General features: G+C 53.4%; 25 protein-coding genes. 13 read left to right on the top strand and 12 right to left on the bottom strand.

Going from position 1 to position 23,225, the window contains the following annotated elements:
- The first annotated feature begins 751 nt into the window (after positions 1-751).
- The gene (locus EPE01S_RS12060) at positions 752-1,375 is read left to right on the top strand and encodes a LysE family translocator (RefSeq protein ID WP_062745279.1); all 624 of its coding nucleotides are present in this window, start codon (positions 752-754) and stop codon (positions 1,373-1,375) included.
- Positions 1,376-1,408: 33 nt separating this feature from the next.
- Here EPE01S_RS12060 and EPE01S_RS12065 read toward each other — a convergent pair whose 3' ends face one another.
- Entirely contained in the window at positions 1,409-2,494 is a 1,086-nt protein-coding gene (locus tag EPE01S_RS12065) for a malate/lactate/ureidoglycolate dehydrogenase (protein ID WP_062745282.1), read from the bottom strand.
- 237 nt (positions 2,495-2,731) lie between these two features.
- On the opposite strand from EPE01S_RS12065, the gene EPE01S_RS12070 reads away from it, so the two are divergent.
- Positions 2,732-3,829 carry a hypothetical protein gene (locus EPE01S_RS12070; RefSeq protein WP_062745284.1) on the top strand — a complete coding sequence of 366 codons (1,098 nt, stop codon included), beginning with the start codon at positions 2,732-2,734 and terminating at the stop codon, positions 3,827-3,829.
- Positions 3,830-4,051: 222 nt separating this feature from the next.
- Here EPE01S_RS12070 and EPE01S_RS12075 read toward each other — a convergent pair whose 3' ends face one another.
- Both EPE01S_RS12075 and ygbI read right to left on the bottom strand, forming a co-directional pair.
- Positions 4,052-4,297: a hypothetical protein gene (locus EPE01S_RS12075; protein WP_062745286.1), complete on the bottom strand. Its 246-nt coding sequence runs from the start codon at positions 4,295-4,297 to the stop codon at positions 4,052-4,054.
- Between the two features lie 174 nt (positions 4,298-4,471).
- Positions 4,472-5,233 (bottom strand): DNA-binding transcriptional repressor YgbI, encoded by a 762-nt coding sequence (gene ygbI, locus EPE01S_RS12080; protein WP_062745289.1) that lies wholly within the window; start codon positions 5,231-5,233, stop codon positions 4,472-4,474.
- A gap of 313 nt (positions 5,234-5,546) precedes the next feature.
- On the opposite strand from ygbI, the gene ltnD reads away from it, so the two are divergent.
- The 11 genes from ltnD to tatE all read left to right on the top strand — a co-directional run bounded on the left by ltnD (position 5,547) and on the right by tatE (position 14,455).
- The gene (gene ltnD / locus EPE01S_RS12085) at positions 5,547-6,461 is read left to right on the top strand and encodes an L-threonate dehydrogenase (protein ID WP_062745291.1); all 915 of its coding nucleotides are present in this window, start codon (positions 5,547-5,549) and stop codon (positions 6,459-6,461) included.
- Positions 6,461-7,723, top strand: coding sequence for a 3-oxo-tetronate kinase (gene otnK, locus EPE01S_RS12090; protein ID WP_062745293.1), 1,263 nt, complete (start codon positions 6,461-6,463; stop codon positions 7,721-7,723). The genes ltnD and otnK overlap by 1 nt, the downstream gene beginning before the upstream one ends.
- Complete coding sequence (otnC, locus tag EPE01S_RS12095; protein WP_062745295.1) at positions 7,720-8,343, top strand: 3-oxo-tetronate 4-phosphate decarboxylase; 624 nt, start codon at positions 7,720-7,722, stop codon at positions 8,341-8,343. Before otnK ends, otnC begins: the two co-directional genes overlap by 4 nt.
- A 2-nt stretch (positions 8,344-8,345) precedes the next feature.
- On the top strand, positions 8,346-9,122 hold the full coding sequence (locus tag EPE01S_RS12100; protein WP_062745297.1) for an HPr family phosphocarrier protein: 777 nt from the start codon (positions 8,346-8,348) through the stop codon (positions 9,120-9,122).
- A 143-nt stretch (positions 9,123-9,265) separates the two neighbouring features.
- On the top strand, positions 9,266-10,621 hold the full coding sequence (locus EPE01S_RS12105; protein WP_062745299.1) for a GntP family transporter: 1,356 nt from the start codon (positions 9,266-9,268) through the stop codon (positions 10,619-10,621).
- An 87-nt stretch (positions 10,622-10,708) separates the two neighbouring features.
- Positions 10,709-10,792, top strand: coding sequence for a small membrane protein YohP (locus tag EPE01S_RS24170; protein ID WP_017346848.1), 84 nt, complete (start codon positions 10,709-10,711; stop codon positions 10,790-10,792).
- A 788-nt stretch (positions 10,793-11,580) separates the two neighbouring features.
- Positions 11,581-12,150 (top strand): lipid IV(A) palmitoyltransferase PagP, encoded by a 570-nt coding sequence (gene pagP, locus EPE01S_RS12110; RefSeq protein ID WP_062745302.1) that lies wholly within the window; start codon positions 11,581-11,583, stop codon positions 12,148-12,150.
- A gap of 152 nt (positions 12,151-12,302) precedes the next feature.
- Positions 12,303-12,512 (top strand): transcription antiterminator/RNA stability regulator CspE, encoded by a 210-nt coding sequence (gene cspE, locus EPE01S_RS12115; RefSeq protein ID WP_004156612.1) that lies wholly within the window; start codon positions 12,303-12,305, stop codon positions 12,510-12,512.
- A 407-nt stretch (positions 12,513-12,919) separates the two neighbouring features.
- A complete protein-coding gene (locus EPE01S_RS12120; protein ID WP_062745305.1) occupies positions 12,920-13,345 on the top strand; it encodes a GNAT family N-acetyltransferase in 426 nt (141 codons plus the stop codon).
- 3 nt (positions 13,346-13,348) lie between these two features.
- Positions 13,349-14,137, top strand: a complete 789-nt coding sequence (locus tag EPE01S_RS12125) for a deaminated glutathione amidase (protein ID WP_084344201.1) — start codon at positions 13,349-13,351, stop codon at positions 14,135-14,137.
- 114 nt (positions 14,138-14,251) lie between these two features.
- A complete protein-coding gene (tatE, locus tag EPE01S_RS12130) occupies positions 14,252-14,455 on the top strand; it encodes a twin-arginine translocase subunit TatE (protein ID WP_062745309.1) in 204 nt (67 codons plus the stop codon).
- Between the two features lie 82 nt (positions 14,456-14,537).
- Here the strand turns inward: tatE and lipA are convergent, their stop codons facing one another.
- The 9 genes from lipA to rsfS all read right to left on the bottom strand — a co-directional run bounded on the left by lipA (position 14,538) and on the right by rsfS (position 23,201).
- Positions 14,538-15,503: a lipoyl synthase gene (gene lipA, locus EPE01S_RS12135; protein ID WP_062745311.1), complete on the bottom strand. Its 966-nt coding sequence runs from the start codon at positions 15,501-15,503 to the stop codon at positions 14,538-14,540.
- A 187-nt stretch (positions 15,504-15,690) separates the two neighbouring features.
- Positions 15,691-16,350 (bottom strand): lipoyl(octanoyl) transferase LipB, encoded by a 660-nt coding sequence (lipB, locus tag EPE01S_RS12140; protein WP_062745313.1) that lies wholly within the window; start codon positions 16,348-16,350, stop codon positions 15,691-15,693.
- 83 nt (positions 16,351-16,433) lie between these two features.
- The gene (gene ybeD, locus EPE01S_RS12145; protein WP_062745316.1) at positions 16,434-16,697 is read right to left on the bottom strand and encodes a DUF493 family protein YbeD; all 264 of its coding nucleotides are present in this window, start codon (positions 16,695-16,697) and stop codon (positions 16,434-16,436) included.
- A gap of 171 nt (positions 16,698-16,868) precedes the next feature.
- Positions 16,869-18,080 (bottom strand): D-alanyl-D-alanine carboxypeptidase DacA, encoded by a 1,212-nt coding sequence (dacA, locus tag EPE01S_RS12150; protein WP_062745318.1) that lies wholly within the window; start codon positions 18,078-18,080, stop codon positions 16,869-16,871.
- A 100-nt stretch (positions 18,081-18,180) separates the two neighbouring features.
- A complete protein-coding gene (rlpA, locus tag EPE01S_RS12155; RefSeq protein WP_062745320.1) occupies positions 18,181-19,341 on the bottom strand; it encodes an endolytic peptidoglycan transglycosylase RlpA in 1,161 nt (386 codons plus the stop codon).
- A gap of 11 nt (positions 19,342-19,352) precedes the next feature.
- Positions 19,353-20,465, bottom strand: coding sequence for a peptidoglycan glycosyltransferase MrdB (gene mrdB / locus EPE01S_RS12160; RefSeq protein ID WP_062745322.1), 1,113 nt, complete (start codon positions 20,463-20,465; stop codon positions 19,353-19,355).
- Between the two features lie 6 nt (positions 20,466-20,471).
- On the bottom strand, positions 20,472-22,376 hold the full coding sequence (mrdA, locus tag EPE01S_RS12165; protein ID WP_062745324.1) for a peptidoglycan DD-transpeptidase MrdA: 1,905 nt from the start codon (positions 22,374-22,376) through the stop codon (positions 20,472-20,474).
- Between the two features lie 33 nt (positions 22,377-22,409).
- Positions 22,410-22,880, bottom strand: a complete 471-nt coding sequence (rlmH, locus tag EPE01S_RS12170; RefSeq protein WP_062745326.1) for a 23S rRNA (pseudouridine(1915)-N(3))-methyltransferase RlmH — start codon at positions 22,878-22,880, stop codon at positions 22,410-22,412.
- A gap of 3 nt (positions 22,881-22,883) precedes the next feature.
- Entirely contained in the window at positions 22,884-23,201 is a 318-nt protein-coding gene (gene rsfS, locus EPE01S_RS12175; RefSeq protein ID WP_062745328.1) for a ribosome silencing factor, read from the bottom strand.
- Positions 23,202-23,225: the final 24 nt, after the last annotated feature.

Raw genomic sequence — 23,225 nt, forward strand, 5'->3', positions numbered from 1 at the left:
TTACCTCGATCTAACATGAACAACGGCCTTTTATTTTTTCTACCCACAGTTAACAAATAGGTGAAATCAGGCAAAAAAGAAAATTTGTCAGCTGGGGACTTCTCATCGGAAATGTGATCTTAAAACCAAAGCAGGTGGAGAAGTAGCAACAGTAATAGTGAACCGGCCTATAACAGTAACGATTATTACGAGTAATTGTTTCGTCAGCAGGTTAAAACAGCGAAAAATATTGTTAACGTAGGATGGCGGAATGCTGCCTGAATGTGAAAATGCTGTATCTTTATGTAGTAAAAGCTTTTTTTTAAAGTATGTGCAGCCTGTCAGTGCGTAAAAGTTTTGCGGAAAAATGTATAAAACACTGCAGTGTCATGGCGGTTAATATAGCTTTTAAGGCTATAAAAAAGAGCCTTAACACCCCATTATTATAATAACCCTACAGTTTATCCCCTTTTGTGAATAATATGTGTATTTACTGTTATCTTTTGAGTGCTGCTTTATCCGTGGTCTTTTTTGGCGACGTCCGGTGATGTTAAATCCCTTTCCCGCTGAATCAACACAGCATTCTGCGCCGTCATTTGTTAAGTATGTAATACACATAAACATGTAATTTGAATTATTTAGTTACAAATTCATGGCGGTTATCTGCCCAGTTCTTGCTGGAAATCAAGAAAATTCATCTTGAATGATGCGTTGTGGTGGGATGTCAGCGCACATGATATAACCGTAAAAAAGGCTCAGGAGCGGAAGTCAGATGGAAACTTTTATGATGTTGTTACCGGTGTATGTGGCCTACCTGCTGGGGACGGCAAGCCCCGGTCCCAGTAATATGGCCATTATGGGGGTGGCAATGAGCCAGGGGCGTCGCCCGGCACTGATGCTGGCTTTTGGGGTGATCACCGGTTCGCTGTGTTGGGCACTGCTGGTGGCTACCGGGCTTTCTGCGCTGTTACAGGCCTGGGCACAGGCCATTGTCGCGATCAAAATTGTCGGGGGAATTTATCTGCTGTGGATGGCGTGGAAAGCAGCGCGCAGCGCGGTACGACGGGGTGAGATGGCTGCGGCAGAACGCGCATCACCGGGTTCAGCGTTTTCTCTCTATCGTCGGGGGTTGCTGCTGCATCTGGGTAATCCGAAGGCTATTCTGGTCTGGACCGCGATCATGTCGCTCGGCATCCGTCCTGATGCAGCCCCCGGTGTGCTACCGCTGATTGTTGGCGGCTGCGCGCTGCTGGGGATCGTGGTATTCAGTGGTTACGCGCTGCTGTTCTCCACTGCCGCCATGAGTCGCGGCTATCGCCGCTGCCGCCGGGCAATAGAAGGCGTTTTTGCCGTATTCTTTACGATGGCTGGACTGAAGCTGCTGTTGTCCCGTTAGTGTTAAGGGGCGGCACGGCAGGCCGCCCGCACATCAGGTGAGAGAACAGGAGTTCAGCTCTGCTTCCGGCATGCCCGCTTCACGCGCGGCCTGGCAGATCTGCCGCCAGGTGTTCGTATCGACAGGGATGCCATGCTGGCGGCGCAGGGCGCGCTGCGACTCCTCCCATTCACCGGGGATCATAATCGGGCTGTCGCCTGACTGCGGTGAGGCCTTTACCCACTCAATAAAGGCTTCTGCCTCCCGCTGTATTGCCGGAGCATCAAAAGCGGCCGGGTCGAGCACCACGGTAGTCATACAGTTAAAAATGGCCTCCGCCGATTTTTGCAAGGATCCCGGGTGAGTGGTTTGCCCCCCGGAGAGCGCTCCGCCGAGGACTTCACACATCACCGCCAGCGCATAACCTTTATGCAGACCAAAGGCCAGTAGCGAACCATAAGGCGTTTCATGCATAACGGCGGGATCGACGGCCGGTTTACCCTGATGGTCGATCAGATAACCCGGTGCTACATCGATCCCTTTATTCCAGGCGACCCGCGTTTTGCCAAAGGCGATGCCGCTGGTGGCAAAGTCGAGCAGCAGAGGGGATTTTCCCGGGCGCGGGAAGGCAGAGCAAAACGGATTGGTACCAAAACGGCGATCGCTGCCGTTAAACGGGGCCACCATCGGGTCTCCCACCACATTAACAAAGTGGAACGAGATAAAACCGGCACGTGCGCACTGTTCAGCCCAGTGGCCGATACGGCCGATATGGTGCGAGTTACGCAGCGCAACGGCGCACATCCCCAGTTCGCGGGTGCGGTCGATAGCCAGTGCCATTGCTTCTGCTGCCATCACCTGGCCAAACCCCTGACCGCCATCAACGGTGATCACCGCGCCAGCATCTTTCGCGATATGTAACTGCTGATTCAGTTTCAGGTGTCCCTGCGCTCGGGAGATCATATAGCCTGGGATCATTCCGACGCCGTGCGAGTCATGACCGGCAAGATTCGCAGCCACCAGATGTTCCGCTACGCGCTGTGCTTCCTGTTCACTGCTACCTGCGTATTGCCACAGGCGCTGTACCAGCGTCTGTAAACTGTCATGTTTTATTCTTATCTCATCCTGGGTTTGGCTCATTTTTTTTCCTTAAAATAATGAAGGTTACTGTTTATTTTTAAACGAATAATCGTCATTTGTCCGTTTAATTTTCATGCAGCGTGGCGTGAGGTTAACGGGAAAACAGAGACAATACCGTATGAGATATTGCTAATTTTGGTGATTGATATCTATACTATTGCATTGATATATATTGACTTTTTGACTAAAGCCAAATTTTTTCGTTGAAACAAAATGCCTTTGGGGTAAAACAGCCGTATGGAAAGTGAACACAACGATCCCAGCATTATTCCCTTACTGGATCTGTCTGCCATTCCGCGGGAGACTCTGCTGCTGGGGAAACGGCTGGCTGATACCAAATATCAGATTGATATGCTGGGAAAAGTGGGATGGGGGGAGCTGACGGCGAACCTTCACGGTCTGGAAGCCAGCGGCGAATGGAATGGGCCGGACGATGCGCTGACGTTTTTCAGCAAAGTGTTTCCGTTTGCTATTCTCCCCTCCGAAACCGAGCCGATGGGGATCTATCAGGTTCCCACAGAACGCGTGATCGGTCGAAGCTGGCGCTGGTGGCCCGATCATCTCAGCGGCACCAGTGAAGAGAAGCTGCGCGAACATCTGAACGGCCCTCAGGCTGCTGCAAGTACCTCTTATTATTTTATTTCTGCACTGGCTGTTCTGCTGGCGGTACAGGGACAAAGCAGGGTCAACTATTGTCGCCAGCGGCATATCCCCACCATTACCGCCCGGGTGACGTATCTGTCCTACCCGCCTGCGGATCGTTTTAAGCTCTACCATGTCACCCATGGTTCAACCCGGCAGAGCTGGGTAGTGCTTAATGACCGTTATCTTCAGGCGTTACACTGGCCACGCATTTCGCTTCCCGCGCTGACCACCTATGGTGTGCACAGCGCCAGCTGGCCGCAGACATTCCCACCGGTTGCGCGTGTATTTGATGAACTGCATCATCCTCAGCAGGCTGAAGATTTTGTGGCGCCCTGCGTAGATTTACAGGCGCTTAGTGAGACGTTAGAGGAGGAAAGACGTGAGGCACAGCTGGCGGCGAAACCGGTCAAAATGTCTCTGAGCGATATGGATATTGTCAATATCTGGCCGGTCAGTATGACGCTGATGTTTTTTTTCCTGCTCTCTCTGGTGGTGGCGGGTCTTACGGCAGGGCAGGGGTGGCTGGGGTTAACCGGTCTGGTCATCTGTGGCATGTCTGGCAGTCTGCTGCTATTTGTTGCTGCTCCTGTGTTTCTGGTGCGGAAAAATGCACGCAGCGACAGACAACGACCGCAGGATGAAATTTTAGCCGAACCGTCTGAAAACGTTCAGCTTCCTCCCGCTGCGTAATAAAAAACGCCCACGCGAGGGTGGGCTAAAACTATTCATCTGACTTTGCAATTTATTATATAGCAATTAATGTTCGCACTTTTTCCGTAGAAATAATAAGCGTTTATATAGATCGATCTGTGGGGATCGATCGGCTAAATCGATTGATAATGTAAACTGTGAAGCTGACGATACAATTCAGATTAAATTGATATATTTTACAGAAAGTTACCAATAACAAATTTAATGTTGCCGGGAAAATCCCGCTTTAACCATCTCTTCACGCAGGACGTTGGCGATAGCCCGGTTGCCGCCGGTAATGGGAAAAATTACGTTATTAATGACATCATCTACATCATGTTCATTAAATTCCTGCGAGGTCAGTTGGGTTCCGCCTTCATCATTAATCGCTATTGACCCTTTAATATGATCGCCTGCGTTCCTGGCAGACAGACTGTATCGGCCAAGACTGGTATTGATTGTGCTCATAAGATCTCCTTGTAACCTTTTCAGTGGGAAAGTGGGGCAAGTGAGTCTCTAAAGTAACCCGCTAAGTTTAGTAACGCCGGTCACTTTCCTCTAAGTCTGAAAGGTAAAGAAGTTGAAGAGCGTGAACTGACTCGCAAAATATCAGGCTCGGCTTGCGGCTTAAAATATCCGGGTTTATTCCGCCAGCATCACCTCAAGTTCCAGCCCGTTGAGATCCTGACGTGATGCCGCCGAGAGATGCGGGTCGGTGATAATGGCATCAAACTGAGTCAACGGCAGGGCAAGGAAGGTGGCGATTTTGTTGTATTTTGAGCTATCCGCCAGCAGCACACGCTTCCGGCTGACTTCACTTACAGCCCGTTTTACCGCTATTTTCTCCTCATCCGGCGTAAAGATCCCGCGCGTTCCCCAGCAGGAGGCGGAGATAAACGCAATATCGACTGACAGATTACGTAGCGCCTGTGCTGCCGCCTCTCCTACGCACGATCGGTTATCCCGGCACAGGGTGCCGCCAGTATGAATCATTCTGCACTGGCTGTTTTCTATCAGAAAATGAGCAATGACGAAATCGTTGGTGATAATCAGCAGGTCGTCACGCGTCCCCAGTTCCCGCGCCAGCGCCAGGGTAGTCGTTCCCGCGTCCAGATAGATACAGCTGTTAAGGGCAATATGGCGGGCCGCCATGGCACCAATCGCTTGTTTTTCCAGGCTATACATACTGGTTTTATCCAGATGTGTGGGCTCGCTGGACAGACGCTCTGTCGAACGGACACCGCCCGAGACCATCAGTACGGCTCCCTGTTCCTCCAGTTTTTGCAGATCGCGGCGAATGGTCATATGGGAGACCGCCAGGCGCTCTGTCAGTTCAGCAATACTGACCACGCCACGCTCCTGTACCAGCGCTAAAATTTGTTGATGTCTTTCTACCGGGATCATATTTACTCCTGATGGATCTGCAGGGATGCTGCGCTGAGTGTAAAGGAGGGCTTTGCCGTTCTGCACCACAATTTTTATCAATTTATCACGTTACAGTGAAATAACCTGTCCTTAACTTCCCAGTTAAATAATCTAACGCAATGAAAATAAGAAGATTTTATCATTATAGCTGAATAACTTAAGTATGTTAATTATTGTTAAAATGAAATTATCCCTGTTAATTATTGTGATGCTCATCACCAAAATTGCCGGAAAACACGCCTATACTTCACACATCAAAACAAATAATCACCAAAATTAACACGGAGAGCGTATGTCTGACACAGCATCAATGTCGGTTTGTGTTGTTGGCCTCGGTTCGATGGGCATGGGGGCCGCGCAGTCCTGTATTAAAGCGGGTCTGAAAACCTGGGGGGTGGATCTTAATCCGCTGGCGCTTCAGACGCTGCGCGACAGCGGCGCTCAGGCAGCAGACACCTCCGCCCGTGATTTTGCTGACCAGCTCGATGCCGTGCTGCTGCTGGTGGTCAACGCTGTGCAGGTGAAGCAGATCCTGTTTGGCGAAAAGGGTCTGGCCGAACTGCTGAAACCGGGTACGGTCGTCATGGTTTCTTCCACCATCTCTTCTCAGGATGCGCAGGACATTGAGCAGCAGCTGGCCGCACATCAGCTGATCATGCTGGATGCCCCGGTGTCCGGCGGGGCAGCAAAGGCCGCCACCGGCGAGATGACAGTGATGGCTTCCGGCAGCGATCGGGCGTTTACGCGATTACAGCCGGTGCTGGATGCGGTAGCCGGGAAAGTGTATCGCATTGGCAGTGACATCGGCCTTGGCTCTACCGTGAAAATTATCCATCAGCTGCTGGCGGGCGTGCATATTGCGGCGGGGGCAGAAGCCATGGCGCTGGCAGCCCGTGCCGGTATACCGCTGGATACCATGTATGACGTGGTGACCCATGCGGCGGGCAACTCGTGGATGTTTGAAAACCGCATGCGTCACGTGGTCGACGGGGATTACTCCCCTCAGTCTGCCGTGGATATCTTTGTGAAAGATCTGGGGCTGGTCGCGGATACGGCTAAAGCGCTGCATTTTCCGCTGCCGCTCGCCTCCACCGCCTTCAATATGTTTACCTCTGCCAGCAACGCGGGTTTTGGTCGCGAAGATGACAGCGCGGTGATTAAAATTTTCAGCGGCATTACGCTGCCGGAAAAACAGGAGCAGAAATAATGCGTCTGGGTGTGATTGCCGATGATTTTACCGGGGCCACGGATATTGCCAGCTTCCTGGTACAGAACGGAATGTCCACAGTGCAGGTCAACGGTGTTCCTGAGCAGCCGCTGGCCCACACGGCTGATGCCCTTGTGGTCAGTTTGAAATCGCGTTCCTGTGCGCCTGAAAAGGCCGTGGCGGACTCGCTGCAGGCGCTGCACTGGCTGCAGGAGCAGGGCTGTGAGCGGTTTTACTTTAAATACTGTTCCACCTTCGACAGTACACCGCGCGGCAATATAGGTCCTGTCACCGATGCCCTGCTGGCGGCGCTGGGTGAAACGCAGACCATTATTTCTCCATCACTGCCAGTTAATGGGCGCACGGTCTACAAGGGGCATCTGTTTGTTACCGATCAGCTGCTGTCGGATTCCGGGATGCGTCACCATCCGGTCACGCCGATGACCGACAGTAATCTGCTGCGTCTGATCGAAGCCCAGGGCAGCGGCAAGGCTGGATTAATTGACAGCCAGACGCTCGATCGGGGCGCAGAGGCGGTAAGGCAGGCACTGGAGGCCCTGGCCAACAAAGGCGTGCGGTATGGGGTACTGGATGCACTAAGTGAACAGCACCTGCTGATCCAGGGCGAAGCGCTGCGGGATATGCGCCTGGTGACCGGCGGTTCTGGGCTGGCTATTGGACTGGCACGCCAGTGGGCCACGGACAGCTACGATGCAACGCGGGTCCAGGCTGCAGGTTATCCGCAGGGCGCGCGTGCCGTGGTGCTGTCGGGCTCCTGTTCCAGCATGACTAACCGTCAGGTTGCACGCTATCGTCAGCAGGCGGCGGCCTGCGCTGTTGATGTTGAAAGGGCGCTGCATGACCGCGACGGCTACGCCAGTGAGCTCAGTGACTGGGTGGCGCAGCATGAGCATGACCCGCTGGCTCCGCTGGTGTATGCCACCGCCGAACCGGAGGTCTTACAGCGTATCCAGCGGCAGTACGGTGCAGCACGCAGCAGCGACGCAATAGAGCAGTTGTTCTCCGCGCTGGTGCGCGATCTGCAGCAGCGCGGCTGGCAGCGCTTTATTGTGGCGGGGGGAGAAACTTCCGGTGTGATCGCACAAACGCTGGGCATTGATGCTTTTCACATCGGCCCGACTATCTCTCCCGGCGTCCCCTGGGTCCGGGCCGTCAGCCAGCCGGTATCGCTGGCGCTGAAGTCCGGTAATTTCGGTGATGAAAACTTTTTTGCCCGCGCACAAAGGGAGTTTGCAGTATGACAGAACAACTGGCACGTGAAGAAATGGTGCGTCTCGGTGCTTCTTTCTTTCAGCGCGGCTATGCCACCGGATCGGCGGGAAATCTGTCCGTGCGTCTGGAGGATGGAACTCTTCTGGCAACGCCGACCGGCTCCTGTCTTGGTGAACTTAAGGCTGACAGGCTGTCGAAAGTGACCCCGGAAGGCGAGTGGATCGGCGGGGATAAACCCTCGAAAGAGATCAGCTTCCATCGTGCTATTTATCTTAATAATCCAATGTGCGGCGCTATTGTGCATCTGCACAGCCTCTATCTGACGGCGCTCTCCTGCCTGGAGAATCTGAACACCCAAAACTGTATTCGCCCTTTTACACCGTATGTGGTCATGCGCGTGGGGGATGTGCCGGTGGTGCCATATTACCGGCCGGGCGACCCGCGGCTGGCGGAGGACCTGGCACGGCTGGCACCCCATTATAAGGCCTTTCTGTTGGCGAATCATGGCCCGGTGGTGGTGGGGAAAACCCTGCGTGAAGCCGCCGACAACACCGAAGAGCTGGAAGAGACTGCCCGACTGATCTTTACCCTGGGTGACCGCCCGATTCGTTATCTTAACGATGACGAAGTGGCTGAATTACGGAGCTGAATATGCCTAAGTTTGCTGCCAATCTTTCCATGATGTTTACTGAGCTGCCCTTTTTATCGCGTTTTGACGCGGCGGCAGAAGCGGGTTTTCAGGGGGTGGAATTTCTGTTTCCCTACGATCATGAGGCCGGGGTGCTCAGGCAGGCCTTAGCGCGTCATCATCTTGAGCTGGTGTTATTTAACACGGCCCCGGGCAATACGGCGGCAGGAGAGTGGGGCGTTGCAGCGATCCCTGGCCGTGAAGCCGATGCCCGCCAGGATATTGACCGTGCTCTGGAGTATGCGTTAGCACTTAACTGCCGCCAGGTACATATCATGGCCGCCGTCGTCCCGGAGGGCGCCGACCGTGAGGCTTACTGCCGCACCTTCATTGATAACATACGCTATGCTGCCGGGAAGTTTGCTCCACACGGAGTGCGTATTTTGCTCGAAGCCCTGAACCCGGTGACCAAACCCCACTACCTCTACGCCAGTCAGTATCAGGTGCTGGAGATAATTAAACGAATCGATCGGCCGGGGGTATTCAGCCAGCTCGATCTTTTCCATGCCCAGCGGGTGGATGGCAACTTAAGCCATCTGATCACTGACTATATCGGGCAGTACCATCATATTCAGATCGCTTCTGCGCCGGATCGCCATGAGCCGGATGAAGGCGAGATCAACTATCCCTGGTTGTTCGACCTGCTGGATCGCAGTGGTTACACCGGCTGGATCGGTTGCGAATATTCCCCCCGTACCACCACTCTGGAAGGACTGGGCTGGTTTAACGCTTACAAATAATGGCGTTGTTTTCATTGACGCTGCGTGTTCTGCACGCAGCGCTGGCTTTTTGCTGCCTGAATCCGGCGGCAGGCCGGGGAAAGAAAGAAAAGAGCGGTGCTGCAGAGCACGGTATATAACTAAAATCCTGTGAGGCTGAAAAGATGTCTACTGCCCTGTTACTCACTATTGCTGTCGCCAGCGTGCTGATACTGCTTTTACTGGTCATCAAAGCCAGGGTTCATCCGTTTGTCGCGCTGATTGTCGTCAGCCTGCTGGTGGCTATATCGACCGGTATTCCGGCCGATAACATCATGAAAGTCATTGTCTCGGGAATGGGAGGTCTGCTGGGCTCCATTACCATTATCATTGTGCTGGGAGCGATGCTGGGGGCAATTATTGAATCGTCGGGCGGTGCCGAGTCGCTGGCGCAGCGTTTCACCCACACCCTGGGCGTTAAACGGACGGTTGCAGCACTGACGATGGCCGCGTTTATTCTGGGTATTCCTGTCTTTTTTGAAGTGGGGTTTATCATCGTTATTCCCCTGATTTATGGCTTTACCAAAGTCGCGCGTGTGTCTCCGCTTAAATACGGTCTGCCCATGGCCGGGGTAATGTTAACGGTACATGTGGCACTGCCGACGCATCCAGGGGCGGCGGCGGCGGCCGGACTGTTAGGCTCTGATATGGGCTGGTTGATGCTACTGGGGATCGCCGTGTCGATGCCGGTAGGCGTGGTGGGATACTTTGTTGCGAAGGGCATGAACCGGCGTCAGTATCATCTCTCACTTGATGTGCTGGAGCAGCTCCAACTGGCAAAACCGGAGAGCAGCCCGCGCCAGAACCCGGTATCGCCACCGGGTGCATGGCTGATCTCCTCGCTGATTGTCGTGCCGATCGTGCTGATCGTCGTGGGCACGCTGGCACACAGCATGTTAGCAGAAGGGAGTATGTTGCGGCAGCTTCTCACCCTGGTGGGTACACCCGCCATTGCATTACTCATTGCCCTTGCGCTCTCTGCCTGGCTGTTAGGCCTGCGCCGTGGCTGGAGTAAAGACAAACTGAGTGAGCTTCTCGATCGGGCGATTCCCGGTTCAGCCGGGGTGATTCTGGTAGCCGGGGCAGGGGGAGCCTTTGGTAAGGTGCTGGTCGAATCCGGTGTAGGCAATGCGCTGGCGCTGTCGCTGGAGACCATCCACCTGCCGCTGATCCCCGCAGCGTTTATTCTTTCCCTGGCGCTGCGCGCTTCTCAGGGGTCGGCTACGGTGGCGATTTTGACGACCAGCGGACTGCTGACCCAGGCGGTCACCGGACTGAGTGATATGCAACTGGTACTGGTGACGCTTTCGGCCTGCTTCGGTGGGCTGGGGCTGTCCCACGTCAATGACGCCGGTTTCTGGGTCGTGACGCGCTACCTTGGCCTGTCGGTGGCGGATGGCCTGAAAACCTGGACAGTACTGACGACGGCGATGGGGCTGACGGGGTTTGTGCTGGTCTGGCTGCTGTCCCAGATGATCTAGTCACGACACCAGACGCGAAAATGAAATCTTCTTCTATACTTAAGTCACTACGTGGTAGTGACTTTTTTATTGAGAAGAGGGCAAGGAATGAAAATTATTCTCTGGATTATTGCGATCATTTTCATCGTCGGCCTGCTGACGATTACGGGCGTGTTTAAGCTCATTTTCTGATCGAAGGCAGACAGGGTGTGACTGCATTGTTTCAAAACACGGGGTCAGCGACAGGCTGGCCCCGTTCTTTTTGGCAGTCGATCCTCACCCGCCGACCTTAAGGATGCTTTCTCGGCCGATTGGTCACAGGTATCATGCGCATTCAGGCGCTTGTGGCAAACGGCGCAGACGGCACCGTGCCGCTCGTCATTATTATCCACAGATGTCGTAAATTTGAATTTGGTACTTCCGCATCTGCCACACCTTAGCATTTTCATAACCTCTACTCTTCCTGAGCTGCATTGGATAAGAAATATCTTATCAAAAATTCCGCAGAGATCTATAAATAATATTTATTAATTATGGCAATGTGCGATGTCTGTTAATCTATTGATTTTTATTGTTTTTATTTATTTGTGATGCTTTATGTTAAGGTTTTTCCGTATTGGAAACATCATTTTTTAAGTATTATGATGATTTTCATCAAGTTACCGTATTCGGTATTGATAACAGGAAAGTTAAGGAGGGCAGATTAGTCTTATTTTCTGGAAACAGGATTCCTGATATTAGCGAGTTCACCTGAGGTTATATTTCCGTTGTGCAATTATATTTTTTTATATCCATATGTTATATAATATAAAAAAATAGAAAGCGCTGTTCACCTGTCAGACAGGCATCACTGATTAATGGGACGTTTAACTGTCTTATATATAATGATTAATCGAAGTAGTAATACATTTGGTCAGAATTTCTGACAAAACAATGCGGATGTTGCAAGTCGCCACCATCCAGGGAGCAGTAAAAACATCGTGAATAAAAAAACAGCCATAATTCTGTCGACATTGCTCGGCGGAACGACTCTGGGGTATGCCCATGCGGCAACGCTGATGAACGGCGTGGCCAGCACGTGGCGCACCTTCAGTGATAACGTCAGCCAGACGTGGAATGAGCCCCAAACGGTGGATCTCTATGTTCCCGCCATTACCTGGCATAACCGCTGGACGTATGACAAAGAAAAGACCGACCGATACAATGAACGCCCATGGGGCGCGGGCGGTGGGATCTCTCGCTATGACGTGAAGGGCAACTGGAACGGTATCTACCTGATGGCGTTTAAGGATTCCTATAACAAATGGGAACCGATCGGTGGATACGGCTGGGAAAAGACCTGGCGGCCGATCAACGATCCGGATTTTCATCTCGGTTTAGGTTTTACTGCAGGGGTGACCATGCGTGATAACTGGAACTATATTCCCATTCCGTTGGTCCTGCCCCTGGCGTCTGTCGGCTATGGCCCTGCTACTTTCCAGATGACTTACATTCCAGGAACTTACAATAACGGTAACGTTTATTTTGCCTGGTTACGCTGGCAGTTTTAACCGCCAGAAGGGGGCACATAACAATGTCGTATGGTAAAAAAAAGCGATATTTATCACTTTTTCGTCGTCGGCTACTGGACAAAAGCCGTGGCAATTGCTGTACTAACCCCCGACACAGTTTAGTGTCCATTTTTCATGTAAAGGTAATATAGATGTCTAAGATCAAAGGTAGCGTTAAGTGGTTTAATGAGTCCAAGGGATTCGGTTTCATTACTCCTGAAGATGGTAGCAAAGATGTGTTCGTTCACTTCTCTGCCATCCAGAGCAATGGTTTCAAAACTCTGGCTGAAGGTCAGCGCGTAGAGTTCGAAATCACCAACGGTGCCAAAGGCCCATCTGCTGCTAACGTTGCCGCTATTTAAGTTATCAGACAGAATTTTAAAAACCCGCCTGAAGGCGGGTTTTTTTTTGCCTGTTGTCCGCGCTCAGGTGAAGCACGGCCACTAAAGCATAAAATACTGTATCAGCCAGACGAAGATGGCTGAGCCCGTCAGCAGGACGGCGAGATATTCATTTCGGCAACGGGGAAGAAGGTGCATGGCGATCATCTCAGCGATTTCGATGATAATCAGTTTGCCCGGCCTGTATTAAGGAAACATTAACATTGACCGCCGTGAATAATAAAAAGCGCATTTTTTACACTCATCAGCTTTTGTAACATTACCCTGTGATCTGGCTCCTTGCAGGGAGTGCCTTGCTAACGCTATAACTTCAGACAGGAAATTTTACCTGTTAACCCCTGCTGCTGGCACACTGCGGAGAATGATCCATGAATATTCGTCTGGCTGAATCGAAAGATGCCTTTGCCCTCAGCGCACTGTTAGCCGAACTGGGGTACGCTGATACGGAACCCTTTATTGAGCGTCGTCTGGCACAATTGATGGTTGATGAGACAGAACGTCTGCTTATCGCTGAACACGGCAACACGGTACTGGGTTTCCTGTCGCTGCATTTTATTCCTCAACTGGCTCTGGCCGGTGATTTTGCCAGGATCAGCTATTTCTGTATAGCGGAGGGGGAGCGCAGTAAAGGGGCCGGGCAGCAACTGCTGCAGCATGCTGAACGGCTCGCGCGTGAGCGCGCCTGCGACCGCATGGAAGTGCACTGCCATCAACGCCGTGAAAAAGCGAATGCGTTCTATGCGCGTGAAGGCTACGGTGAATCACCGCGCTATCATATCAAAGAGCTGAACTGAATGATGAAAGTGGCTTTAGGGCAGTTTGCCGTCAGTCGTGAATGGCAGGAAAATGCGCATACCTGCATCGCGTTAATGCAACAATCAGAACAGCAGGGCGTCCGCTTACTGGTGTTACCTGAGGCCGTGCTGGCAAGGGATATTAACGATCCTGACCTGGCCGTTAAATCTGCTCAGGCGCTGAATGGCCCCTTTATGAGCCAGCTGCTTGCTGCCAGCAGCGATAATACCCTGACCACGGTGCTGACGTTGCATGTGCCGGGCGAGGACGGGCGTGTACTCAACGTACTGGTCGCCATCCGTGGGGGCATCATCCTTGCGCGTTATGACAAACTCCACCTGTATGATGCTTTTGCCGTACAGGAGTCACGTCATGTGAGCCCTGGCGACAGGATACCGCCACTGGTTGAGGTGGATGGCCTGAAGGTCGGGCTGATGACCTGCTATGACATCCGTTTTCCTGAGCTGGCTCGCCGTCTGGTGCTGGATGGTGCCGATCTGCTGGTGTTACCCGCTGCATGGGTGCGCGGACCGCTGAAAGAGAAGCACTGGGAAGTGCTGGTCACCGCGCGGGCGCTGGAAAATACCTGCTATGTCCTGGCCGCCGGGGAGTGCGGGCCACGCAATATCGGTAACAGTCTGGTGGTTGACCCGCTTGGTGTGGCCATTGTCAGAGCGGCAGAGGGGCCTGCGCTGGTGCTGGCAGATATTGACCCTGAACGCATTGCTGACGTTCGCCGGGCACTCCCGGTGCTGGCTAATCGCCGCTTTGGGCGCCCTGAGCTCTCCTGAACACCTTTTGTTACAGCTTGCGGTTGAATTGCCGCGCGAAGCGCGCGTTAATAGCCTCCGGTTTACTCGCGTTATCACGAGTATCGGTGGTCAGGTTAATTAAAGAAGGTAAGTATGGAAGGTATCAGTCTCGCCAAATTGCTGATCGTTGGCGCATTAATCGTCCTGTTATTTGGAACCAAAAAGTTGCGAACTTTGGGTGGAGACTTAGGTTCAGCCATCAAAGGGTTCAAAAAGGCGATGAATGATGACACTTCCGCCGCGCAAAAAATGGCGACAGAAGATAAACCCGCCGGACAGGTTACTCATAAAGAATGAGACTGACGGGCAAAAAAAACGGATGACACAGTCATCCGTTTTTTTTGCCCGAGGTGGGGGCCTGCCGGAAGCCCACCGTCGTTTATTTGACCTCTAAACCCTTCGCCTGCATATCTGCATGATAAGACGAACGCACAAACGGGCCACAGGCGGCATGAGTGAAGCCCATATCCAACGCGGCCTCTTTCATTTCATCGAACTCTGCGGGGCTGACATAACGCTGTACCGGAAGATGGTGACGGCTTGGGGAGAGATACTGCCCCAGGGTCAGCATGGTGACACCATGACGACGCAGATCGCGCATCACTTCAACGATTTCCGCGTTGGTTTCGCCCAGGCCGACCATCAGGCCCGATTTGGTCGGGATGTCCGGATGCGCTTCTTTAAAACGCTCCAGCAGCTTCAGTGACCAGTCATAGTTCGCACCCGGACGAACCTGACGATAAACGCGCGGCACGTTTTCCAGGTTGTGGTTAAACACATCCGGTGGTGTATCAACCAGGATTTCAAGAGCGCGATCCATACGACCACGGAAGTCAGGAACCAGCGTTTCGATTTTAATCGCCGGGCTTTTTTCGCGTATGGCGCGGATGCAGTCGGCAAAATGCTGTGCTCCACCGTCGCGCAGATCGTCACGGTCAACGGAGGTGATCACCACGTAGCGCAGCGCCATATCGGCGATAGTTTGTGCCAGTTTACCGGGTTCGTTTGCATCCGGGGTCATCGGACGTCCATGGGCCACATCACAGAATGGACAGCGACGCGTGCAGATGGCGCCCAGGATCATAAAGGTTGCCGTACCGTGGTTAAAGCATTCCGCAAGATTAGGGCAGGAGGCCTCTTCGCAGACGGAGTGCAGACCATTTTTACGCATCGCGGCTTTGATGCCCTGGATGCGGCTGGAATCAGCGGGAAGCTTAATACGCATCCACTCCGGCTTGCGTAAGATCTCCGTACGCTCGGTGACCACAGTTTTCACCGGGATCAGTGCCATTTTGTCTGCGTCGCGGTATTTAACACCGCGTTCCATCACGATCGGTTTACTCATATTCTTGCAGGTTCCAGGTTGGATTGCGGCAATCTGTAGGTGCTAAAACAGCCGCGAACACTCAATGAGTTGGTGATTTTCAACTTTTTTTGAAAAAGCGCAAAAAATTATATCATCTCCACGGGACAGATTCAGCCTGCCTGAGCGAGAAAGCGTTACAGAATTGTAAATCAATTTTCGCATCTCCCTATCTTAACGGGAGTTGGGGACTTTCGCTCCAGGAAACGTCAGGAATTGCCAGCTGTCTGGCAAAATTCTCAATCAGCCGCGAGCGCAAATCATCGGGGTTGACACCGGCGGTCAGCGCCGACAGCTGCGTCATCTCCATCCCGGCATAGCCGCAGGGGTTAATACGCAGAAAGGGGGTTAAATCCATATCGACATTCAGGGCCAGTCCGTGAAACGAACAGCCGTGCCGGATACGTAACCCGAGTGAGCAGATTTTTTTACCTGCCACGTAAACGCCCGGCGCATCGGGGCGAGCGCTGGCGCTGACGGAAAAATGTGCCAGCGTCTCTACCACGGTCTGCTCCAGGGCGGTGACCAGCTGACGCACACCGACTTTACGACGCTTCAGATTCACCATCACATACATCACTTGCTGCCCGGGGCCGTGATAGGTCACCTGACCGCCGCGGTCGCTTTGCATCACCGGAATATCGCCGGGCATAAGAAGATGTTCACTTTTTCCCGCCTGACCCTGAGTAAATACCGGCAGGTGTTCGACCAGCCAGATTTCGTCCGGTGTCTCATCGTTACGCTGGTCGGTAAACTGGTGCATGGCGAGAGAGATGGGGGCCCACGGCTGGATGCCGAGCTGGCGTACAATCAGGGTATTTTGAGACAAAACGGAGGGTCCGGTTGACTGAAGAGGGGGGCAGTATAACGTCGGCGCAGGACAAGAGCCAGCTTGCCCGACCGACGTCAGGGTTACAGCACCATGCGAACAATTTCAATCTTACCCAGTTCATCGTACAGGGTTTCTACCTGCTCGATATGGGTTGCCGTAATGGTAATCGATACTGAGTGATAGTTACCTTTACTGCTGGGTTTGACGTCCGGAGAGTAATCGCCAGGTGCATGACGCTGTACGACTTCAACCACTTGATCAACCAGCTCCGGTTGTGCCAGACCCATCACTTTATAGGTGAAAGAGGTAGGGAATTCGAGCAGTTCTTTAAGATTGGTTTTCATAGGGACTCCGGTGACACAAACAAGTACTCCTGCCGCAGCAGGAGTTCACAGATACTAACAATATGGGGATATTTCAGCGATATTTCAAGTGGGGGGCGATCAGCGACCGACCCCCATGCAGGCAGCGTCTGGCACGTCATACAGACGGCAAACTGCGCTAAAACGCGGAGATTAACCGAACCAGTGGTGGAACATCAGTTTGATATAATCGACGATGCGACCAAAGAAACCGCCTTCCGGCATTTCGTTCAGGACGACCAGCGGGTGCTGTTCAATGGTTTTTCCATCAAGCTGGAAGTTAATGCTGCCCACAACCTGGTTTTTCTGCAGCGGAGCATGCAGTTCGGTGTTGGTCAGGGTGTAGCTGGCTTTCAGGTCTTTCATCCGGCCACGAGGAATGGTCAGGAAGACATCTTTCTCGACGCCCAACTGTACGCGGTCGCTGTTACCAAACCAGACCGGCTCCGAGGCAAATTCTTTGCCCGCTTTCAGTGGCGCAACGGTTTCAAAGAAGCGGAAGCCCCAGGTCAGCAGTTTCTTACTCTCGGTTTCACGACCTTTGTAGGTTCGACCGCCCATGACGGCAGAGATCAAACGCATCTGACCTTCGGTAGCTGAGGCTACCAGGTTATAACCGGCGGCCTCCGTGTGGCCGGTTTTGATACCATCCACATTCAGACTGGTATCCCACAGCAGACCATTACGGTTCATCTGGCGGATATTGTTAAAGGTAAATTCTTTTTCGTGGTAAACGGCATATTCGTCCGGAACGTCACGGATCAGCGCACGTCCAATCAACGCCATATCACGCGGGGAGCTGTACTGGCCTTCAGCATCAAGACCATGCACCGTCTGGAAATGGGTGTTTTGCAGGCCAAGCGCTTTCACGTAGTTATTCATCAGACCCACGAACGCATCCTGGCTGCCGGCGACATAATCAGCCATAGCCACGCAGGCGTCGTTGCCTGACTGCAGGACGATGCCGCGTGTCAGCTGCGAAACCGGCACACGATCGCCGGGTTTCAGGAACATCAGCGATGAACCCTTAAATACCGGATTGCCGGTTGCCCAGGCGTCTTTTCCAACGGTGACGATATCATCCTGATGGATTTTACCGGCTTTTACCGCCTGGCCAATGACATAGCTGGTCATCATTTTTGTCAGACTCGCCGGGTCACGGCGCGCATCGGCATTTTTCTCGGCCAGTACCTTCCCTGAGTTGTAGTCGATAAGAACGTAGGCTTCAGCATCAATCTCCGGTACGCCGGGGATCATGGTTTTGATGTTCAGGTCGTCAGCATAGGCAACAACGTTGAGGCTGAGGGCGATAAGTGTGCCTGTGGTCAGGCGTTTGAGCAGTCGGGATGGCTTCAGAGTGTTCATGTAAGGACGACAACATCCATGGGCTAGGTTATAAAAAGTGACTCACTATAGCAAAATCATCCTGCGACGACCCGCCTAAATCAGGCGGGCCTGCAGAGGATTACATTGAGCCAGGTGCGACGGTAATAAACGATTGTTGCTGCGCCTCGCTAGCCAGGCGCTGCTGTAATGCGGCAGCCTGCTGGCGGGAGGTGAAGCGGCCAAGCTGAACGCGGTAGACGTTACCGCTGCTTTCGACAGAGCCAGGTACGCCAAACTGTTTACCCAGGCTGGTGGCCAGCGCTTGCGCACGTGGGCCATCTTTCAGGGCTCCAACCTGCACGACATAGTTGCCGCCGGTACTGCTGGCTGCAGGCTGTGATGCAGCGGCAGGGGCGGAAACTGCTGCGGCACTGGCGGCGGCGGGCGCGGCTGAAACCGGCTCACTGCTCTCCAGTACTCCTCCCGGTAAGGGCTGTGCTGCGCCCAGGAAACCACTGCTGCGCACCGGGGCACCGGTTGCACTGTCCCCACCGGTTAGCGTGCTGTTATCCACCGGACGCGACGCTTGCTGGTCGGTTTCCTGTGGCTGGGGGCTGGAATACTGTACCGGTTGTGATGACATGGACGGTGCTGACGATGGCGCCGCCGCCGCGCCGCCGCCCATCACCGTCATGCCGCCGCCGATTTCCGGGCGTGCAGGCAGGGCGTAGCTCTGCTTCGCGACTGTCGTGCCAATGGTCCCCGGGCCCGACAGTGTGCCGTCCGGCGCCACATTAATGTAATCCACGCGGACTTTACTGTTGTTAGAGATATTCAGACGATCGCCTGCAGCGCGTGACAGATCGATAATCCGTCCCGGGGTATAGGGGCCGCGATCGTTAACACGCACGACGATCATTCGGCCATTGGCGATGTTGGTGACGCGGACATAGCTTGGCAGCGGCAGCGTCGGATGCGCAGCAGTCATGGCGTTCGGATCGAAGGTTTCACCGGTGGCAGTGCGGTTGCCGTTCGCTTCTTCACCGTACCAGGCTGCGAGGCCAACCTGGCTGAAGTTTGACGGATCTTTAACGATTTTGTAATTTTTGCCGTTAACCGAATAATCCTGGCTTGTGCCCGGATTAATGGGTTCATAGCGCGGCTCGGCACCGCCGATTTCGACAACCGGGCCGTTATACACCGCCTGCTGCTGGGTGACAGGCGCCTGCTGGTCGCTGTCAGTAGTACAGGCAGCCAGCATTGCTGACGCCAGGGCAATCCAAAGCCAATCCTTACGCATGTGTGTGCCTCTTAAACGCTCTTCGACAACAGTTTTCGATGGGTGTGAATCGACATAATGATCCCGAACCCGGCCATCAGAACGATCAGCGCGGAACCCCCGTAACTGACCAGCGGTAACGGTACCCCAACCACCGGCAAAATGCCGCTGACCATACCGATGTTTACGAAGACATAAACAAAGAAGATCAGCATCATGCCACCGGCCATCACGCGACCAAAGGTTGTCTGCGCGCGGGCGGCCATCGTCAGGCCGCGCATAATCAGAAGCACGTAGAGTATCAGCAGAACCAGCACGCCGACTAATCCTAATTCTTCCGCCAGGACGGCAAAAATAAAGTCAGTGTGACGCTCGGGCAGGAACTCGAGTTGTGACTGCGTTCCATGCAGCCAGCCCTTACCGCGCAACCCTCCGGAACCGATGGCAATCTTCGACTGGATAATGTGATAGCCAGCGCCAAGTGGGTCGCTTTCCGGATCGAGCAGCATCATCACGCGGTCACGCTGATAGTCATGCATCAGGAAGAACCACAGGATCGGAATAAAAGCAGCCACCAGCAACACGGCGACGGCGATCAGCTTCCAGCTCATGCCGGACAGGAACAGGACAAACAGCCCTGAGGCGGCAATCAGAATAGAGGTTCCGAGATCGGGCTGCGCGGCCACCAGCAGGGTCGGCATAAAAATCAGTACCAGAGCGATACCGGTATTTTTCAATGTTGGCGGACAGACATCGCGGTTGATAAACCGCGCGACCATCAGCGGTACGGCAATTTTTGCAATCTCGGACGGCTGAAAACGGACGACGCCCAGATCCAGCCAGCGCTGTGCCCCTTTACTGATGTGGCCAAAGGCATCGACGGCAATCAGTAGGATCACACAAATAATGTACAGATAGGGTGCCCAGCCTTCATAGACGCGCGGTGGGATCTGCGCCATCACCAGCATGACGATCACCCCCATGGCAATCTGTCCCAGCTTGCGCTCCATCATGCCCGGATCCTGGCCACTGGCGCTCCACATCACCAGCGCGCTGTAAACTAACAGCGCGGTGATGATCAGACAAAACAGGGGATCAATATGGATACGGGTCCAGATTGTCTTTTTCTGATGGCTGTCATTCATAACCGGTTATTCACCTTCGTAGCCTGGCGGCGTGGGGGCAGCGTCAGGCAGGTTAGTATTGTTATCGCCAAGAATAATATGGTCGAGGATCTGGCGCATGATGGTGCCGACTGCCGGCCCTGCGCCGCCATTTTCAAGAATGATACTGACGGCCACGCGCGGATGATCATAAGGGGCAAAGGCTGTCATCAGCTTATGGTCACGCAGACGTTCAGTCAGTTTATGGGCGTTATAAGTTTCGTTCGCTTTCAAACCAAACACCTGTGCCGTACCGGACTTGGCGGCAATTTTATAAGGTGCATCTTGAAAACTTTTACGTGCTGTACCGTTCGGACGGTTAGCCACGCCATACATCCCGTCTTTGGCAATTTCCCAGTAACCGGTATGAATATCAGCGATAGGGGCACTTTGTGGCTGACGCCACGGCACTTTCACCCCCCCCTGCATGGTATCCATCATCAAGTGCGGGGTCTTTATCACGCCGTCGTTAATCAGGATCATCAGGGCTTTGTTCATCTGAACCGGAGTCGCTGTCCAGTAACCCTGGCCGATCCCAACTGGAATGGTGTCACCCTGATACCAGGGCTTTTTAAAACGCTTCATTTTCCACTCGCGGGTCGGCATATTACCCGGCGTCTCTTCGATCAGATCGATTCCCGTCAGATGACCGTAACCAAATTTGGTCATCCATTCGCTCAGGCGGTCGATGCCCATATCATAGGCGACCTGATAGAAAAAGGTATCCGCAGACTCTTCAAGAGACTTGGTGACATTCAGCCGGCCATGTCCCCAGCGTTTCCAGTCGCGGAACCGTTTTTCTGAACCGGGAAGCTGCCACCAGCCTGGGTCGAACAGCGAGGTGTTGCGGGTGATGACCCCTGCGGTCAGCGCCGATACCGCAATGTAAGGCTTAACCGTTGAGGCCGGAGGGTAGGCCCCCTGGGTGGCGCGGTTAATCAGCGGACGGTTTTCATCGTGTAGCAGGCCGTTGTAATCCTTGCTTGAGATACCATCGACAAACAGATTGGGGTCATAGCTGGGCATCGAAACCATCGACAGGATTTCGCCATTTCGCGGGTCGGTTACCACGACCGCTGCACGGCTGCCAGCCAGCAGGGTTTCAATGTATTGTTGCAGCTTCAGGTCGATAGTCAGATAAATATCCCGACCGGCCTGGGGCGACTGCTCATGCAGTTGGCGGATCACGCGGCCGCGGTTGTTGACTTCCACCTCTTCATAGCCGGTTTTGCCGTGCAGTACATCTTCGTAATAGCGCTCGATGCCCAGCTTGCCGATGTCATGGGTTGCGGCGTAATTTGGCCATTTGCCTTCTTTGTCCAGGCGTTCGACATCGCGGTCGTTAATCTTGGAAACATAGCCCAGCACATGGGTGAGCGCAGATCCATAAGGGTAGTAACGGCGCTGATAGCCTTTGACTTCAACGCCGGGAAAACGGTATTGATTGACGGCGAAACGCGCCACCTGAACGTCGTTCAGGCTGGTTTTCACGGCAATCGAGGTAAAGCGGCGCGAGCGTTTACGCTCTTTTTGAAATGCGTCAATATCTTCGTCGGTCAGATCGACAATCGGCTTCAGCTCCTGCAGGGTTTGCTGCAGGTTATCGACTTTCTCTGGCATCAGTTCAAGCTGATAAATGGTGCGGTTAAGCGCCAGCGGAATGCCGTTACGATCGTAGATAATGCCGCGGCTGGGCGCGACGGGAACCAGTTTGATACGGTTTTCGTTGGAACGGGTTCTGTAGTCGTCAAAGCGAATAATTTGCAGGTGGTAAAGATTTGCTACCAGTACGCCGGAGAGCACAATAATGCCAAAAAATGCAATCAGAGCCCGGCGAACAAATAGCGTCTGCTCGGCGGTGTAGTCACGAAAGGAGTTACGTTGTAATTTCATCCGCTGCTTTGTCTGTCCGGTTAACCTTATCTGTTATTCGCGATGATAAGGATGATTCGCAGTAATGCTCCATGCACGATACAAACTCTCTGCAACCAAAACGCGTACCAGCGGATGGGGCAGGGTCAGCGCTGAGAGTGACCAGCTTTGTTCCGCCGCGGCCTTGCAGGCGGGTGACAGGCCTTCCGGACCGCCAATAAACAGGCTGACATCCCGGCCATCCTGCTTCCAGCGTTCCAGTTGACTGGCTAGCTGCGGGGTTTCCCACGGCTGGCCCGGTATATCCAGCGTAACGATGCGATTACCTTTACCTGCGGCTGCCAGCATCATTTCGCCTTCTTTTTCCAGAATGCGTTTGATATCCGCATTCTTACCGCGTTTTCCGGCGGGGACTTCAACCAGTTCAAATGGCATATCTTTCGGAAACCGACGCAGATACTCCATAAATCCTGTTTGTACCCAGTCAGGCATTTTCGTGCCGACGGCGACCAGTTGAAGCTTCACGGCTTAACTCCAGAGCTTTTCCAGTTCGTACAGCTTACGACTCTCTGCTTCCATGACATGGACGATCACTTCACCGAGGTCAACGACCACCCAATCGCTTGGGGCACGGCTGTTAACGCGGAATGCATCCAGGCCGATCAGCTTGGCTTCCTGCACCACGTGTTCTGCGATGGAAACCAGATGACGCGTTGAGGTACCGGTGCAGATAACCATGCAACTGGTGATGCTGGATTTGCCCTGGACGTCGATAGCGATGATGTCCTGAGCTTTTAAATCGTCACATTTATCAATGACGAAGTCTTGGAGTGCTTGACCTTGCAAAAGGTTCCCCCTTGGGATTTAAGT

Source organism: Erwinia persicina NBRC 102418 (assembly GCF_001571305.1).
In the GTDB taxonomy this organism is placed as follows: Bacteria; Pseudomonadota; Gammaproteobacteria; order Enterobacterales; family Enterobacteriaceae; genus Erwinia; species Erwinia persicina.